The organism is Methyloceanibacter superfactus (assembly GCF_001723305.1).
Taxonomy (GTDB): domain Bacteria; phylum Pseudomonadota; class Alphaproteobacteria; order Rhizobiales; family Methyloligellaceae; genus Methyloceanibacter; species Methyloceanibacter superfactus.
Genome location: NZ_LPWF01000036.1, coordinates 74,572 through 88,192 on the forward strand (window position 1 = coordinate 74,572; position 13,621 = coordinate 88,192).

The window sequence follows — 13,621 nt, forward strand, 5'->3', positions numbered from 1 at the left end:
AGCCGGCGCTAGCCGCCATGGCCCCGCGCGCCGGAACATCCAATCGTGCAGCATTGAGAAGCGCGGCGCGGCTCGCCGCTGTCCAGGCGCTCTATCAGATGGACATGACCGGCATCGACCTCAAAGAGGTCGTGGCCGAATTCACGGAGCACCGCCTCGGTCAGGAAATCGAAGGCGACCAATACAACAAGGTCGAGGATCAGTCTTTCGCGGATCTCGTCGAAGGGGTGGTGCGCGAGCAACGCAGCCTCGATCCGCTGATCGATCAGCAGCTCGCCGAGGGCTGGCGGCTCACCCGTGTGGATTCCATCCTCCGGGCCATCTTGCGCTCCGGCGCCTATGAACTTTTCACCCGCGACGACGTTCCAGCCCGTGTGGTGATTACGGAGTATGTCGATATTGCTCACGCCTTTTTTGGCGAGGACGAGCCCCGGGTGGTGAATGGCATCCTTGACCGGCTCGGTCATAAGGCGCGTCCAAAGGAGTTTGCAGTAAGCGAGGCAGGCAAATGATCAACGGCGTCGAAGGCGTCCGCCACGATCATGAAGATGAGTTCGACATCATCGCCCGTATCTTCGCGCCCTTGGCCAAGGACACGGGTGCACTGGGATTGCGCGACGATGCCGCCGTGCTCATGGTGGCCGATGGCCAGGAACTCGTGGTGACTTGCGACACGCTGGTCGAAGGCGTGCACTTTCTCAAAGACGATCCGGCGGAGTCCATCGGCCACAAGGCGCTGGCGGTGAATCTGTCCGATCTCACCGCTAAGGGATCGCGCGGCTACGCATATATGCTGTCGCTGGCGCTGCCTCATGACATCTCGACGGAATGGCTCGAAGGCTTTGCGTCGGGGCTCAAAGCCATCCAGGACCAAACGGACATCAGCCTAATCGGCGGCGACACCACGGCGACGCCCGGGCCAATCACGATCACCATCACCGCGCTCGGTCTCGTGTCCCATCAGCATGCCGTGCTGCGTATGGGCGCCAAACCCGGCGACCGGCTCTATGTGAGCGGCACCATCGGCGATGCCTATCTCGGTCTTCGTTTGTTGCGCGATCCGGCGCTCGCCGAGACCTGGGGCCTGACGGAGGAAGACGTGACGTTCCTCGTCGAGCGGTACCGCGCCCGGGCCACAGCGAACTCGCGCTGCTCGTCCGCAACTTCGCCCAAGCGGCCATCGACGTCTCCGATGCTGGTGGGCGACATCGAGAAGCTGTGCCGCGTTTCCCATGTGGGCGCGAAGATCGAAGCCGGACGCGTGCCGTTCTCGCCAGCGACCAAGAAAGTGCTGGCGCGCGAGCCCGATCTGCTTCCGGTTCTGATCGCCGCCGGCGACGATTATGGGGTCGTGGCGGCGGTTTCCCAGAAGAGCGGCAAGGGCTTCGAATCGGAGGCGGAATCCACGGGTGCGGCGTTCCGCATGATCGGTGAGCTCAGACCGGAGGAAGAAGGCGTCGCCGTGCTTGACGGGGAGGGGCACACGATCGAGCTAAAACATAAGGGATTCAGCCACTTCTAGGCTCCCGGGCGAGAGCTTAGACCAAAGTAGTACCTGGAGAGGCATGTGTTGCGTCCGCGCCGCAACTTTGGCATTTTCCGCCCGGCCTAACGGCCACATCTTTCCGGGGGGCCTTGAGGCCGCGGGCACGGACCACCGTCTCGCTATTCGCGGCCACGATCTCCCTCTTATCCCAACTGAGCCGATAAACGGGGACAACCTGTCATGACCTGGGTTCTTTACCTCATCATTGCTTGCGGGGCGCTTTCCATCGCCTATGGCGTTTGGACCACAAGGGCCGTTCTCGCGTCGGACCCAGGGACGGCGCGCATGCAGGAAATCGCCGCCGCCATCCAAGAGGGCGCGCAGGCCTATCTCAATCGCCAATACCAGGCCGTCGCCATTGTCGGCGTGCTCATCTTCATCGCGCTCTACTTCTTGCTCGGCTTGCCGCAGGCCATAGGCTTCGCCGTCGGCGCGGTACTGTCGGGCGCTGCCGGCTTTGTCGGCATGAACGTCTCGGTGCGCGCCAATGTCAGAACCGCGCAGGCCGCCACTAAGAGCCTGGCCGGCGGCCTGAGCATCGCCTTCCGCGCGGGCGCCATCACGGGTCTTCTCGTGGCCGGCCTCGCGCTCCTCGGCGTGTCGGTCTATTTCCTCGTCCTCACCCAGTTCCTCGGTTACAGCCCGGCCTCGCGCGTTGTCGTCGACGCCCTGGTCGCGCTCGGCTTCGGCGCTTCGCTGATCTCCATCTTCGCCCGTCTCGGCGGCGGCATCTTCACCAAGGGTGCCGATGTGGGCGGCGATCTCGTCGGCAAGGTTGAGGCCGGCATTCCCGAGGACGATCCGCGTAACCCGGCGACCATCGCCGACAACGTGGGCGACAATGTCGGCGACTGCGCCGGCATGGCCGCCGACCTGTTCGAGACCTATGTGGTTACCGTCGTGGCCACCATGGTTCTCGCCTCGATCTATTTCGCCGGCGGCGACCGCGTCATGGAGATGATGATCTATCCGATGGCGATCGGCGGCGCGTGCGTCATCACCTCGATCATCGGCACCTATTTCGTGCGTCTCGGTTCGAGCCAGTCGATCATGGGCGCGCTGTACAAGGGCGTGATCGCGACGGGTGTGTTGTCGCTCATTGTGCTCTGGCCGCTCACCGCCTGGCTCGTCGGTATGGATACCGCGATGAAGGTCGGGGACGTCAGTTTTACCGGCCAGTCGCTCTACTTCTGCGGCGTCGTGGGGCTCGTGGTCACCGCGCTGATCGTGGTCATCACGGAGTACTACACCGGCACGAACTACCGTCCGGTGCAGTCCATCGCCAAAGCCTCCGTCACCGGCCACGGCACCAACGTCATCCAAGGCCTGGCCATCTCGCTTGAGTCGACGGCGCTGCCTGCGCTGATCATCATCGGCGCGATCATCGTCGCTTACGGGCTTGCCGGTCTGTTCGGCATCGCCATCGCGGTCACGACCATGCTGGCGCTGGCCGGCATGATCGTGGCGCTGGATGCTTTCGGTCCCGTGACCGACAACGCCGGCGGCATTGCCGAGATGGCCGGTCTGCCGGAGGACACCCGCAAGACCACCGATGCTCTCGACGCGGTGGGCAACACCACCAAGGCGGTGACCAAGGGCTATGCCATCGGCTCGGCCGGCCTCGGCGCGCTGGTGCTGTTCGCGGCCTATACCGAGGATCTCAAATACTTCGCCGCCAACGCCGACCAGTTCCCGTATTTCGGGGGCGTCGATGCCACCTTCAGCCTGTCAAATCCCTATGTGGTCGTGGGCCTCTTCCTGGGCGGCTTGCTGCCTTACCTGTTTGGCGGCATCGCCATGACGGCGGTTGGACGCGCGGCGTCCGCCATCGTTGAAGAGGTGCGCCGTCAGTTCAAGGAGAAGCCGGGCATCATGAAGGGCACCGAGCGTCCGGACTATGGGCGCGCGGTCGACCTGCTGACCAAGGCGGCGATCAAGGAGATGATCGTGCCGTCGCTGCTGCCGGTGCTGTCGCCGGTGGTGTTCTTCTTCATCATCAACTGGATTGCCGGCAAGAGCGCGGCCTTCTCCGCGCTCGGCGCCATGCTGCTCGGCGTCATCGTCACCGGCCTGTTCGTCGCCATCTCCATGACGGCGGGCGGTGGCGCTTGGGACAATGCCAAGAAGTATATCGAGGACGGCAATTACGGCGGGAAGGGCTCGGAAGCCCACAAGGCCGCGGTGACCGGTGATACGGTCGGCGATCCCTATAAGGATACGGCGGGCCCCGCGGTGAACCCGATGATCAAGATCACCAACATCGTGGCGCTGCTGTTGCTGGCGGTGCTCGCCCACCACTAGGACGAACAACCGGACCGGGCTTCCCTTAGAGGCCCGGTCCCGGAATGCCGGCGCCGCCGCTCTGATCCTTGAACATCTTGCGGTTAGAGATATTGCCGAACAGCTGCTCGACGAAGCTCAGATCCTTGCCGCGAGCCGGCGTCTCACCCTTGTAGTAGTTCACCAGAATACCGTCCTGCATGCCGTATTGCGCGACCTCCTGGACGGTCTGGCCGCCGTCGAAATAGACGGCGACGACCTGCCGGTCGATCTCATAGGGCTTGAGGAAGGCGACGGTCTTCTGCGTGGTCGAGATGTAGTAATAGGCATCGCCGCCGATCGTGCTCGTGGTGTCGGGCGATCCCAGAAGCGTCTGGACCTCCTGCTTCGACATGCCCGGCTGAATTTGATCCAGGTCGATGTCGATGAAGACATGCCCATGCCGGTCGATCTGAGCGCCGCACGCCGTCAGGGCCGCCGAACCCATGAGCAGGGAGGCAACCATGGGGAGCGACGCCCAAACGGATGTAGGCTTGACCTTGCGCAAGATTCGGACATCCCTCGTTGAGCCCCACAAGGGCTCTTATGTGCCCGCGCCGCAAAGCGGGCAGGAAGCGCCAAGAAGCTAGACGAAATGGCCTGGTCTTTGAAGCCTCTCGCCGACGTGCTGTCGTGGCGCCGCAGAAGCGCCCCCGCGGACGATCTCTATGGCGCGATTGTGGCGCGGGCGCGGCTTCCCGTTTTCTATGTAGGGGTTGGGTGCCGGATACGCTCGAGGCCGGTTCACCCTGCTGTCGCTCCACCTGTTTGCCGTGCTTCACCGCCTGACCGAAAGCGGCCCCCAAGCGCCAGAAACGGCGAGAGGTCTGGCGCAAAAGCTCGCCGATCGCTTCACCGCCGACATGGATACGGTGCTGCGGGAACTCGGCGTCAGCGATCTCCGCGTCCCGAAAAAGGTGAGGGGGCTTGCGGCCTCGGGCGCGGCCGTAATGCAAGCCTATGAGGAGGGCCTTGCCGGGGGCGAGACGGCACTCGCCGGCGCCATCGCTGGCACGCTGCCCCTGGACGAAACCGCTGCCAGGGCTGCAGGCGGGCGTCTAGCACCTTATGTAATGGCGGCGGTCCGGCATCTGGAGGCGCAGCCACTGGATGATCTCTCCGAGGGTCGGCTGACCTTCCCGGACATTGAGGCGTGAAGGGCGGTCGGCGCCGCTGGGAGATGAGGGCCATGGACGAAGCGATTGAAGCACCCCCGCTGTCGCGAAAGCAGCGCGTCACCGACATCCAGGAAAATGTGGAACTGCGCATCGAGCCGACGCCGGCCGAACTGGCCGAGATCGTCGCGCTCCTCGATCTTGTGGCCCTCGACGGCCTCGCCTTCACCTATCGCCTGCACCGTACCGCGGGTGGCCGCGTTCTTCTCACTGGGCGTCTCAGGCCCCGCGTGACCCAGACCTGCGTCGTGACCCTCGAGCCGCTTGAATCCGTAGTGGATATCCCCGTCGAGGACGAGTTCTGGCCCACCCCCCAGATCGAGGAACTCGCCCGCGAGGCCACGGATCCCGACACCACGGTGCCGCTGGACTGGCCGGACGCCATCGTCGAGGGGGTGATCGACCTCGGTCCGGTGGTCTATGAGAGCCTGGCCACGGCGCTCGATCCCTATCCGAAGAAACCCGGGGCGAGCTTCCAATGGTCGCAAGGGGCAGACGACGGGGAGGGCCAAGAAAGTGGCCCATTCGCGGCTCTAAAGCGGCTAAAAGACAGCTAGAGGCGCGAATCCAAGGGCAAAATCAGGTTGTCACTGGCAGCCTTTTTGAGTCTATTCGGGTTTCGTTTCCGGGGGTTGCGGCGGCTGGACCGCCGCATGGCAATTTTTCCTGATCTGTAGGTGAGAATGGGTGCTCCAGTCACCATAGCGCTCGACGCCATGGGCGGGGACCATGGTCCCAGCGTGGTCATTCCGGCCGCGGCCATTGCGCTCGTCCGCCATCCGCAGCTGCGCTTCATCATCGTGGGTGACGAGGCTCAGATCGGGCCGGAGCTCGCCGCGCATCCAGCCCTCGCCGAGAAATCCGAGGTCGTTCATACCGACGTCGCCATCACCATGGACGCGAAGCCCAGCCAGGCGCTGCGCCGCGGGCGCTGGAAGTCGAGCATGTGGCTCGCCATCGAAGCGGTGCGCGACGGCCGCGCCCATGCTGTCGTGTCCGCCGGCAATACCGGCGCGCTGATGGTCATGGCCAAGTTCTGCCTCAAGACGATCAAGGGCATCGATCGTCCGGCCATTGCCGCCATCTGGCCGACCATCGACGCCGAATGCATCGTGCTCGATGTGGGTGCCAATGTGGGCGCGGATTCCCGCCAGCTGGTCGAGTTCGCCCTGATGGGCGCCGGCATGGCGCGCGCCCTGTTCGGCATGGCCGAGCCGTCCGTCGGCCTCCTGAATATCGGGGTCGAGGAGGTGAAGGGCGTCGAGGAGATCAAGGCCGCCGCCGCCGTCTTGAAGGAAGCGCCGCTTCCCATCCGTTATCACGGCTTCATCGAAGGCGACGATATCGGCCGTGGCACGGTCGACGTGGTCGTCACCGACGGCTTCACCGGGAACATCGCCTTGAAGACGGCGGAGGGAACGGCTAAGCAAATCGGCGAATATCTGCGTGCCGCCATGGGGCGGTCGCTTCTTGCTCGCCTGGGTGCCGTGCTGGCCCAGGGCGCTTTCCGTGCACTCAAGGAAAAGATGGATCCACGCCAGCTTAACGGCGGCATCTTCCTTGGTCTGAACGGCATCGTCGTCAAGAGCCACGGTGGCACGGACGCCACGGGCTTCGCCTGCGCGGTCGATCTCGCCTATGAGATGGCTTCCAGCGGTGTGGTGAAGCGGCTCGGTAGCGACTTGGCTCATTTCCACACCAAGCTCGAGCTCGAGGGTGCGGCGTAGGCCTGGGAGTGGATTGAGTTGAACACGGTACGGTCAGTGATCAAGGGCGTAGGCGCATACCTGCCCGCGCGGGTCATCACCAACGAAGACATCGCCAAGATCGTTGACACGTCCGACGATTGGATTGCCGCCCGCACCGGTATCCGCGAGCGCCACATCGTCGCCGACGGCGAGCTGACCTCGACCATGGGCACCCATGCCGCCAAGGCGGCGCTGGCCGACGCGGGGCTGGAGGCGGACGACATCGACCTCATCGTGCTCGCCACCTCGACCCCCGATCAAACATTCCCTGCCACCGCCGTCACCATCCAGGCCGAGCTGGGGATCAATCACGGCGCCGCCTTCGACGTGCAGGCCGTCTGCTCTGGCTTCATCTTCGCCTTAGCCACGGCCGATAACTATCTGAAGGGCGGACAGTTCAAGCGGGCCCTGGTGATCGGCTCGGAAGCGTTCTCGCGCATCCTCGATTGGGAGGATCGGTCCACTTGCGTGCTTTTCGGCGACGGCGCGGCGGCGGTCGTGGTGGAAGCGCAGAAGCTCAATGGGGCCATGAGCGATCGTGGCATTCTTGCCACGTGCCTGCGCTCGGACGGCCGTTACCGGGACAAGCTCTACGTGGACGGCGGCCCATCCTCGACCGGTACCGTCGGCTATGTCCGCATGGACGGGCCCGAAGTGTTCCGCCATGCTGTGACGAAGATCAGCGAAGTGATTGGCGACACACTAGATATAGCGGGATATCAGGTGTCCGATATCGACTGGTTTGTGCCCCACCAGGCCAATAAGCGAATTTTGGACGGGGCTGCCAGGAAACTGGGCCTCGACCCTTCTCGGGTCGTGATTACCGTGGATAAACACGCCAATACGTCGGCGGCTTCAATTCCCCTCGCACTCAATACTGCTTGCGTTGACGGGCGGATCAAAGAGGGCGATCTGGTCCTTCTGGAGGCCATGGGCGGCGGATTCACGTGGGGAGCGTTGCTCATTCGCTGGTAGTGCCGCGAGAATGTCACACCTCGCCAGAATATGACGCAATATCAGGAATTTGATTGCGGCAGAGATTGACCGTTCAGCGCCCGCTCGGCTAGCATCTTGGTTCGTCCCGCGACTTTGGGGGAGTTGTACGCACGATGAGCGGGAAGACACTGACGCGCGCCGACCTCGCGGAGGCCGTGTTTCAGAAAGTTGGTTTACCTCGGAACGAATCCGCTGAGATCGTGGAGCTGGTGCTGCGCGAGATCGTGGCGAGTCTTGAGCGTGGCGACCCGGTAAAGTTGTCCTCGTTCGGCTCCTTTGGTATTCGCGACAAGGGGCAGCGCATCGGGCGGAACCCCAAGACCGGCCAGGAAGTTCCGATCACGCCACGGCGCGTGCTTGTGTTTCGCGCAAGCAACATCATGAAGCAGCGCATTAACGAGATGCTGTCGCGGAGAAAGGCAGCCGAGTAGGCCAGCTGTTTAACGCCAGGAGGAGAGCGTTGGAGAAGGCGCCCGAGGCGTTTCGCACCATCAGCGAAGTCGCTGATGAGCTGGAAGTTCCGAAACATGTGCTTCGCTTCTGGGAGGCTAAGTTCGCTCAGCTCAAGCCCATGAAGCGCGGTGGCGGCCGGCGCTATTACCGGCCCGAGGACGTCGCGCTGCTGCGCGGCATCCGTTTCCTACTCTACGACGATGGCTACACCATTCGCGGCGTCCAAAAGATCCTGCGCGAGCATGGACCGCGCTACGTCATGGATTACCGGCGGCTGTCAGAAGAGGCGGAGGACGACGATCTGTCGCCCGCCCACGAGATTCCCGATGTGGCCGCCGAGGCGGCCAAGAGCGGCGGCACCTATGTCCGGCCGACCTCGCAGCCGCGCAGGATGGATGGGGATGCTCTCTGCTCTTTGCGAGAGGAAATCGAGGCCTGCCAGAAGCTGCTCGCCAACGCCGACGCCAAGGAATAGCGCGCCGGTTTGGCCGCTTTGGCTTGTTTCGTGAGCCCGATCGAGTATATGCAGTCTGCCTCGTCAGCGAGACGTCGGAGCGTAGCGCAGCTCGGTTAGCGCACCGGTCTGGGGGACCGGGGGTCGGGAGTTCAAATCTCCCCGCTCCGACCATTTTCCCCCGTCAGCCCAAGCGCCAAAGTTGCAGCTCTGCGCTATTCGATTTTCTCCGCGCCGATCCCGTCGGTCTGGACTTCCATGGAGGCGCCGGGGCGGTAGGCCGTCTTCTTGTAGCGGTCGCCGTCCTTGCTGAGCTTGGTGGTCCAGCCGGTCTCCCACTTGATGACGGCGGCCTCGCCGCCATCCTCCCACGTCCCCTTAAGGACATGGCCTTGCTTCTCGCCGGCGGCGGTGCCGTCGGCGCTCAGCGTGATGCTGAACGCATTGCCCTTGGTGTCGGCGGTCATGTACTTGCCGGCCCAGTCACCGGCGAAACTGGCGCTGCTGGTCAACACCGCAATGAGGCATGCGGCGAACGAGACTCTGATCAATTCAACGGCCTTCATGGCTCGATCCTTCTGAAGCACCCAGTCTGTCTATCCGGCGACAGGCAACAGCACATTGATCGGGATCACGGCGAGATCGCAAGCCTCATGAGCCGGCGCGCCTTAGATATGGCCGTGCCAAGGCCATTCCCCAGATCATCGCCATGATGAGATAGAAGTGACGCCAGTGATCGGTATCGATGACTGCGCCCTCCAGCACCATGCCGATGAAGGCGCGACGAGAACGGCGCTCAAACCGTTGCCTCCCCGATCCCGGAGAACCAGCTGCACGCCGAGGACCAGGGTGGCGAGCACGAGGAAAATATAGAGCGTGCCGCCGATCCAGCCGGTGTTGAGATACATGTTGAGATAGACCTCATGCACGTCCTCATGGTGATGCACGCGGCCAAACTCGAGCGCGCCGATACCCAGCGGATGCGTGACGACCAGCTCCGCCGCCTTCTCTTGTCCGCCGAAACGGCCTTCGGGCCCGACATCGTAGGACTGCTCGAAGGTGGCGCGCTCGCCCATGATATCGGCGACCTTGGGGATGCTCTGGGCCGCGGCCAGGACGCCAACGGCGCATAGTCCAGCCAGCACCATGACGATGATGAGCTTCAGACGCTCCCGGTTTGTGGCCGCGATGATGAAGACGAACGCGCTGTAGACCATGAGCGACACGGCAAGATTGAGCCAGGCGCCGCGCGAGACGCTGAGCAGCGTTCCGAGCAGAAGAAGCGGCAGCGCGATCGCCCACAGGCTGCCGCGTAGCAGCCGTGCGGTGAGCACCACGTTGAAGGCATAGAGCAGGGCTGGCACCAGGAAGGCGCCGAGCACGTTGGGATCCTTGAAGGTGCCCCGGGCTCGGCCGAACTCGGTGAAGATGTCGTAGAGGCCCGGGACCAGGTCGAAATAGCCGATCAACGCCGCCGAAGCGGCGACGAGCGCGGCGGCCATATAGGCGGACATAATCAGCCGGACATTGGCGTCCGGATTGTGGGCGACGAACGCCGCCATGACCACGGACGACAGGGCGAGATAGAGGGTGATCGAGACATGGGTCACCGGCACGCTCAGCACGCCGGCTTGGGTCGTCGCGATATAGCCCCCGGCGACGATGCCGCACAGCAGCAGGAGATAGACCGAAAGCCCGCGGGTGAAAGGTGCGAGCCCCACGAGCGGCAGCAGAATGATCGCGCCGATCATCAGGCCGTCGTAAGGCGCCGGCTCCCAATAGACGATCCCGCCAGTGGCGATGGTGATCCAGAGATAGACGAGCGCCAGCCGCTTGATGCCGGGGCTGACCTGCCGCCGGGCGCCACGGTCCCTCGAGGCAGGAGCCGTCTCTTGCACGGCATCGTAAGTGACCGCCACGGCGCGCCCTTTCGCCTAATAGGCGTTGTCGCCCTTGATCAGGGCGAATGGGGTCATCAGCAGGATGTAGAGGTCGAAGGTCACCGACCAATTCTCGATGTAGTAGAGGTCGTGCTCCACGCGCCGCAGGATCTTCTCTTGGGTGTCGGTCTCGCCGCGCCAGCCGTTGATCTGGGCCCAACCGGTGACGCCGGGCTTCACCCGATGACGCGCGAAATAGCCGTCGACTGCGTCGGCATAGAGCTTGTCCGCCGCCTTGGCCTTGAGCGCATGGGGGCGCGGCCCGACGAGCGAGAGATCGCCTTTGACCACGTTGAAGAACTGCGGCAGCTCGTCGAGGCTGGTCTTGCGCAGGAACCGGCCGACGCGGGTCACGCGCGGATCGTCCTTGGTGACGAGCTTCGACGCCTCCGCATCGGTCGCCTCGGCATACATAGTGCGGAACTTGTAGACGTCGATCTGCTCGTTGTTGAAGCCGAGACGCTTCTGCCGGAAGAGAACCGGACCTTTTGAACCGAGCTTGATGGCGAGCGCGATGAGCAGCATCACCGGGGCCAGCACGATCACCGCGAGCGTCGCGACGGCCTTATCGAACAGCCATTTCTTGACATAGTCCCAGTCGGCGATCGGCTTGTCGCTAATGTCGATGAACGGCACGTTGCCGATATAGGAATAGGTGCGCGGCCGGAAGCGGAGCTTGTTGGTGTGCGCCGACAGGCGAATGTCGACCGGCAGCACCCACAGCTTCTTCAGGAGTTGCAGGAGACGCGTCTCGGCCGTGACCGGCAAGGACACGATGAGAAGATCGAGCCGCGAGTTCCGCGCGAATTCGACCAGCTCGTCGATATTGCCGAGTTTCGGATAGCCGGCAACCAGCGGCGACACCCGGTCGGGACCGCGATCGTCGAAGATGCCGACGATCCGGATATCGGTATCGGCGGACGCTTCCAGCGCCTTGATCAACTGCTCGGCCTCGGCGCCACCGCCGACGATCACCGCACGGCGATAGAGGCGCCCCTCGCGGATCCAGCGCTTGGCCAGAAGCGACAGCGCCAGCCGCTCGCCGAACAAAGCGATCAGTCCGGAGACGTACCAGCCCGCGATCCACACCCGCGAGAAGTCCGCCCCGACCTTGACGAAAAAGGCGAGCGCCATCATGCCGGCCATGACCATGGTCCAGGCAAAGGCGGTTCGCGTGAAGCCGCGGACGAACCCGCTGAAGGCTTGCATCTGATAAAGATTGAGCGCCTGGACGATCGCCATATTGGCGGTCGCGGCGATCACCACGGCGACGAGATAGACGAGATGCAGGCTCTCGTCCTTCTGCTCCACATAGCCGAGATAGATGGCGAAGCCGAGCACCGTCACGATCAGGAACTCGATCATGCGCACGGCGCCGGTCACGACGATGGGCGGCAGCAGGTTCAGCTTGCCGCCACGGCGGATCTCGGCCAATGGCGGACGCGGCGTGCGGCGCCTATCGGGAAAGGCGAGGCCGGCCTTCTTCCGGTCGCGCGGATTCGGCGGCACGAGCGCCTCGCGCGCGTCCAACTCGCCAGGCTTAATGGCGTGTGTCTTGCTCATTCGTCTCTCGACCCTGACCCGGCCCACCCAGCCAGGTATGCAAAAAGCGAGCGTTCGCTGGGCCGTCGCGCTCGGCGCAGCCGCTCATGGTTATGGCACGGCGAGACTTTTTGGATGCGTGAAGGGCGGCGGCGAAGGAAGGCCGCGCTCGACCTATGGTTAAGAGGCCGTTGTGGGGCCGGCTTCCGGCAGTTTGTGAATGCCGGCGCCGAGGTCGGAAATGTAGAAATCGACCACGTCGCGGGTCATTTCATCGACGGTGAAGTTGTCGCGGACATGTTTCTGCAAAGCCGCGGCGCGCACCAGAAACGGTTTCGGATCGGCAAGGAAGGCGCGGAGTTGGCTCGCCAGGGCGGCCACGTCGCCGGGCGGGATCAGCGGCATGGGCACGTCGCCCATGATCTCCGGAATGCCGCCGACATTGGTGGCGATCAGCGGCATCTGCGCGGCGGCCGCCTCGAGCACGATATAGGGGAAGGATTCCAACCGGGACGGCACCACGACGCAGCGGGCCCGCACGAACGCGGTGCGGGCGGGCTGCGGACCGGAGAAGATGACCCGCGAGGTGAGGCCCAACCGGCGGGCCATGCGCTTGAAGTGCTTCTCGTCGGGACCGCTACCCGACGATGATGGCGCGGCCGGGGAAGATGGTCTGATGCGCGGCGAGGGCCTCGAGGAAGATGTCGACGCCCTGCTTACGCACTCGCCGATGAACACGAAGTCCGCCGCGTCGTCGGCGAGCAAGGACTCGTAGAATTCGTGCCGGTATAGACCATTATAGATCACGCGCGCCGGGCAGGGCGGTGGACCGATGAGCTCGCCGTAGCAATTCGCGGCATAAAGGCTCTCGAAGATGATCCCGTCGGTATATGCGGCGAGCTTACGCTCGATGGCGTGGTACAGCCGCCCCGAGAAGGTCGACGGCGAATAATGCAGCACGCCGCCATGGGGCGTATAGACGACCTTCGTGCCCTTCTTCTTGCGCAGCTTCCGTCCCGCGAGCCGCGCATAGGCGCCGCCCTTGGCGCCATGGCCGTGCAGCACATCGACATCGAGCTTGCCGGCGATCTTGGCGATCTTGCGATAGGTGTGCCAGTCGTTGACGCCGGGCTGCCGCGTCATGGGCAGGCGGGTGACCCCCAGCGCGCAATTGTCTTCGAGCCGGCTCAGCGCCACGTTGAGCTCGTCGCTGTCGTCCGGCCGCGAATCGCAGATCACGCCGACCTCGGCCCCAAGCTCGGCTTGGCCGATCGCCAGGTCGTGCACGTGTCGGAAGAGGCCTCCGGTCGGCGCACGCAGACAATGGAGGATGCGGAAATTGGAGCTCACGGGACCCGGGACGTCGCAGCGGGGAAAACGAACCCCTGAGCTTTAGAAGAAGCGTTCGAGAACGTAAATAGTGTCGCCGGGCTGGACGGGATAATCGG

Annotated in this window: 14 protein-coding genes and 1 tRNA gene; 10 read left to right on the forward strand and 5 right to left on the reverse strand. The window is 63.8% G+C overall.

Annotation, left to right across the window (positions count from 1 at the left end; all coding sequences use genetic code 11):
- Positions 1 to 17: 17 nt before the first annotated feature.
- The 3 genes from nusB to AUC69_RS14970 all read left to right on the forward strand — a co-directional run bounded on the left by nusB (position 18) and on the right by AUC69_RS14970 (position 3,847).
- Positions 18 to 512, forward strand: a complete 495-nt coding sequence (gene nusB / locus AUC69_RS14960; protein ID WP_069442855.1) for a transcription antitermination factor NusB — start codon at positions 18 to 20, stop codon at positions 510 to 512.
- Positions 509 to 1,522: a thiamine-phosphate kinase gene (gene thiL, locus AUC69_RS14965; RefSeq protein WP_069442856.1), complete on the forward strand. Its 1,014-nt coding sequence runs from the start codon at positions 509 to 511 to the stop codon at positions 1,520 to 1,522. The genes nusB and thiL overlap by 4 nt, the downstream gene beginning before the upstream one ends.
- Before the next feature lie 204 nt (positions 1,523 to 1,726).
- Positions 1,727 to 3,847, forward strand: coding sequence for a sodium-translocating pyrophosphatase (locus AUC69_RS14970; protein WP_069442857.1), 2,121 nt, complete (start codon positions 1,727 to 1,729; stop codon positions 3,845 to 3,847).
- 25 nt (positions 3,848 to 3,872) lie between these two features.
- Here the strand turns inward: AUC69_RS14970 and AUC69_RS14975 are convergent, their stop codons facing one another.
- Positions 3,873 to 4,331 carry an outer membrane protein assembly factor BamE gene (locus tag AUC69_RS14975; protein WP_069442858.1) on the reverse strand — a complete coding sequence of 153 codons (459 nt, stop codon included), beginning with the start codon at positions 4,329 to 4,331 and terminating at the stop codon, positions 3,873 to 3,875.
- Positions 4,332 to 4,581: 250 nt separating this feature from the next.
- Between AUC69_RS14975 and AUC69_RS14980 the strand changes: the two genes are divergently transcribed.
- The 7 genes from AUC69_RS14980 (at position 4,582) to AUC69_RS15010 (ending at position 8,865) form a co-directional block, all read left to right on the forward strand.
- Positions 4,582 to 5,022, forward strand: coding sequence for a ubiquinol-cytochrome C chaperone family protein (locus tag AUC69_RS14980; protein WP_083239509.1), 441 nt, complete (start codon positions 4,582 to 4,584; stop codon positions 5,020 to 5,022).
- 32 nt (positions 5,023 to 5,054) lie between these two features.
- The gene (locus tag AUC69_RS14985) at positions 5,055 to 5,597 is read left to right on the forward strand and encodes a YceD family protein (protein ID WP_158008152.1); all 543 of its coding nucleotides are present in this window, start codon (positions 5,055 to 5,057) and stop codon (positions 5,595 to 5,597) included.
- Between the two features lie 126 nt (positions 5,598 to 5,723).
- The gene (gene plsX / locus AUC69_RS14990) at positions 5,724 to 6,767 is read left to right on the forward strand and encodes a phosphate acyltransferase PlsX (RefSeq protein WP_069442860.1); all 1,044 of its coding nucleotides are present in this window, start codon (positions 5,724 to 5,726) and stop codon (positions 6,765 to 6,767) included.
- Between the two features lie 18 nt (positions 6,768 to 6,785).
- The gene (locus AUC69_RS14995; protein ID WP_069442861.1) at positions 6,786 to 7,763 is read left to right on the forward strand and encodes a beta-ketoacyl-ACP synthase III; all 978 of its coding nucleotides are present in this window, start codon (positions 6,786 to 6,788) and stop codon (positions 7,761 to 7,763) included.
- A gap of 134 nt (positions 7,764 to 7,897) precedes the next feature.
- On the forward strand, positions 7,898 to 8,215 hold the full coding sequence (locus AUC69_RS15000) for an integration host factor subunit alpha (RefSeq protein ID WP_069442862.1): 318 nt from the start codon (positions 7,898 to 7,900) through the stop codon (positions 8,213 to 8,215).
- A gap of 29 nt (positions 8,216 to 8,244) precedes the next feature.
- Positions 8,245 to 8,712 carry a MerR family transcriptional regulator gene (locus tag AUC69_RS18805; protein WP_083239510.1) on the forward strand — a complete coding sequence of 156 codons (468 nt, stop codon included), beginning with the start codon at positions 8,245 to 8,247 and terminating at the stop codon, positions 8,710 to 8,712.
- 75 nt (positions 8,713 to 8,787) lie between these two features.
- Positions 8,788 to 8,865 (forward strand) — tRNA-Pro (locus AUC69_RS15010).
- Between the two features lie 41 nt (positions 8,866 to 8,906).
- Here the strand turns inward: AUC69_RS15010 and AUC69_RS15015 are convergent.
- The 4 genes from AUC69_RS15015 to AUC69_RS15030 form a co-directional block, all read right to left on the reverse strand.
- Positions 8,907 to 9,257, reverse strand: a complete 351-nt coding sequence (locus AUC69_RS15015) for a hypothetical protein (RefSeq protein ID WP_069442863.1) — start codon at positions 9,255 to 9,257, stop codon at positions 8,907 to 8,909.
- Positions 9,258 to 9,392: 135 nt separating this feature from the next.
- Positions 9,393 to 10,610 (reverse strand): O-antigen ligase family protein, encoded by a 1,218-nt coding sequence (locus AUC69_RS15020; RefSeq protein WP_069442864.1) that lies wholly within the window; start codon positions 10,608 to 10,610, stop codon positions 9,393 to 9,395.
- Positions 10,611 to 10,625: 15 nt separating this feature from the next.
- Positions 10,626 to 12,194, reverse strand: a complete 1,569-nt coding sequence (locus tag AUC69_RS15025; protein ID WP_083239511.1) for an undecaprenyl-phosphate glucose phosphotransferase — start codon at positions 12,192 to 12,194, stop codon at positions 10,626 to 10,628.
- 159 nt (positions 12,195 to 12,353) lie between these two features.
- Positions 12,354 to 13,523, reverse strand: a complete 1,170-nt coding sequence (locus tag AUC69_RS15030; RefSeq protein WP_069442866.1) for a glycosyltransferase family 4 protein — start codon at positions 13,521 to 13,523, stop codon at positions 12,354 to 12,356.
- Positions 13,524 to 13,621: the final 98 nt, after the last annotated feature.

What these genes read in the sequence shown, in the direction of transcription:
- AUC69_RS15015 (WP_069442863.1), bottom strand. Translation starts at nt 9,257, where the DNA reads ATGAAGGCCGTTGAATTGATCAGAGTCTCGTTCGCCGCATGCCTCATT.
- AUC69_RS15025 (WP_083239511.1), bottom strand. Translation starts at nt 12,194, where the DNA reads ATGAGCAAGACACACGCCATTAAGCCTGGCGAGTTGGACGCGCGCGAG.
- AUC69_RS14970 (WP_069442857.1), top strand. Translation starts at nt 1,727, where the DNA reads ATGACCTGGGTTCTTTACCTCATCATTGCTTGCGGGGCGCTTTCCATC.
- AUC69_RS14985 (WP_158008152.1), top strand. Translation starts at nt 5,055, where the DNA reads ATGGACGAAGCGATTGAAGCACCCCCGCTGTCGCGAAAGCAGCGCGTC.
- nusB (WP_069442855.1), top strand. Translation starts at nt 18, where the DNA reads ATGGCCCCGCGCGCCGGAACATCCAATCGTGCAGCATTGAGAAGCGCG.
- AUC69_RS15000 (WP_069442862.1), top strand. Translation starts at nt 7,898, where the DNA reads ATGAGCGGGAAGACACTGACGCGCGCCGACCTCGCGGAGGCCGTGTTT.
- AUC69_RS14975 (WP_069442858.1), bottom strand. Translation starts at nt 4,331, where the DNA reads ATGGTTGCCTCCCTGCTCATGGGTTCGGCGGCCCTGACGGCGTGCGGC.
- thiL (WP_069442856.1), top strand. Translation starts at nt 509, where the DNA reads ATGATCAACGGCGTCGAAGGCGTCCGCCACGATCATGAAGATGAGTTC.
- plsX (WP_069442860.1), top strand. Translation starts at nt 5,724, where the DNA reads ATGGGTGCTCCAGTCACCATAGCGCTCGACGCCATGGGCGGGGACCAT.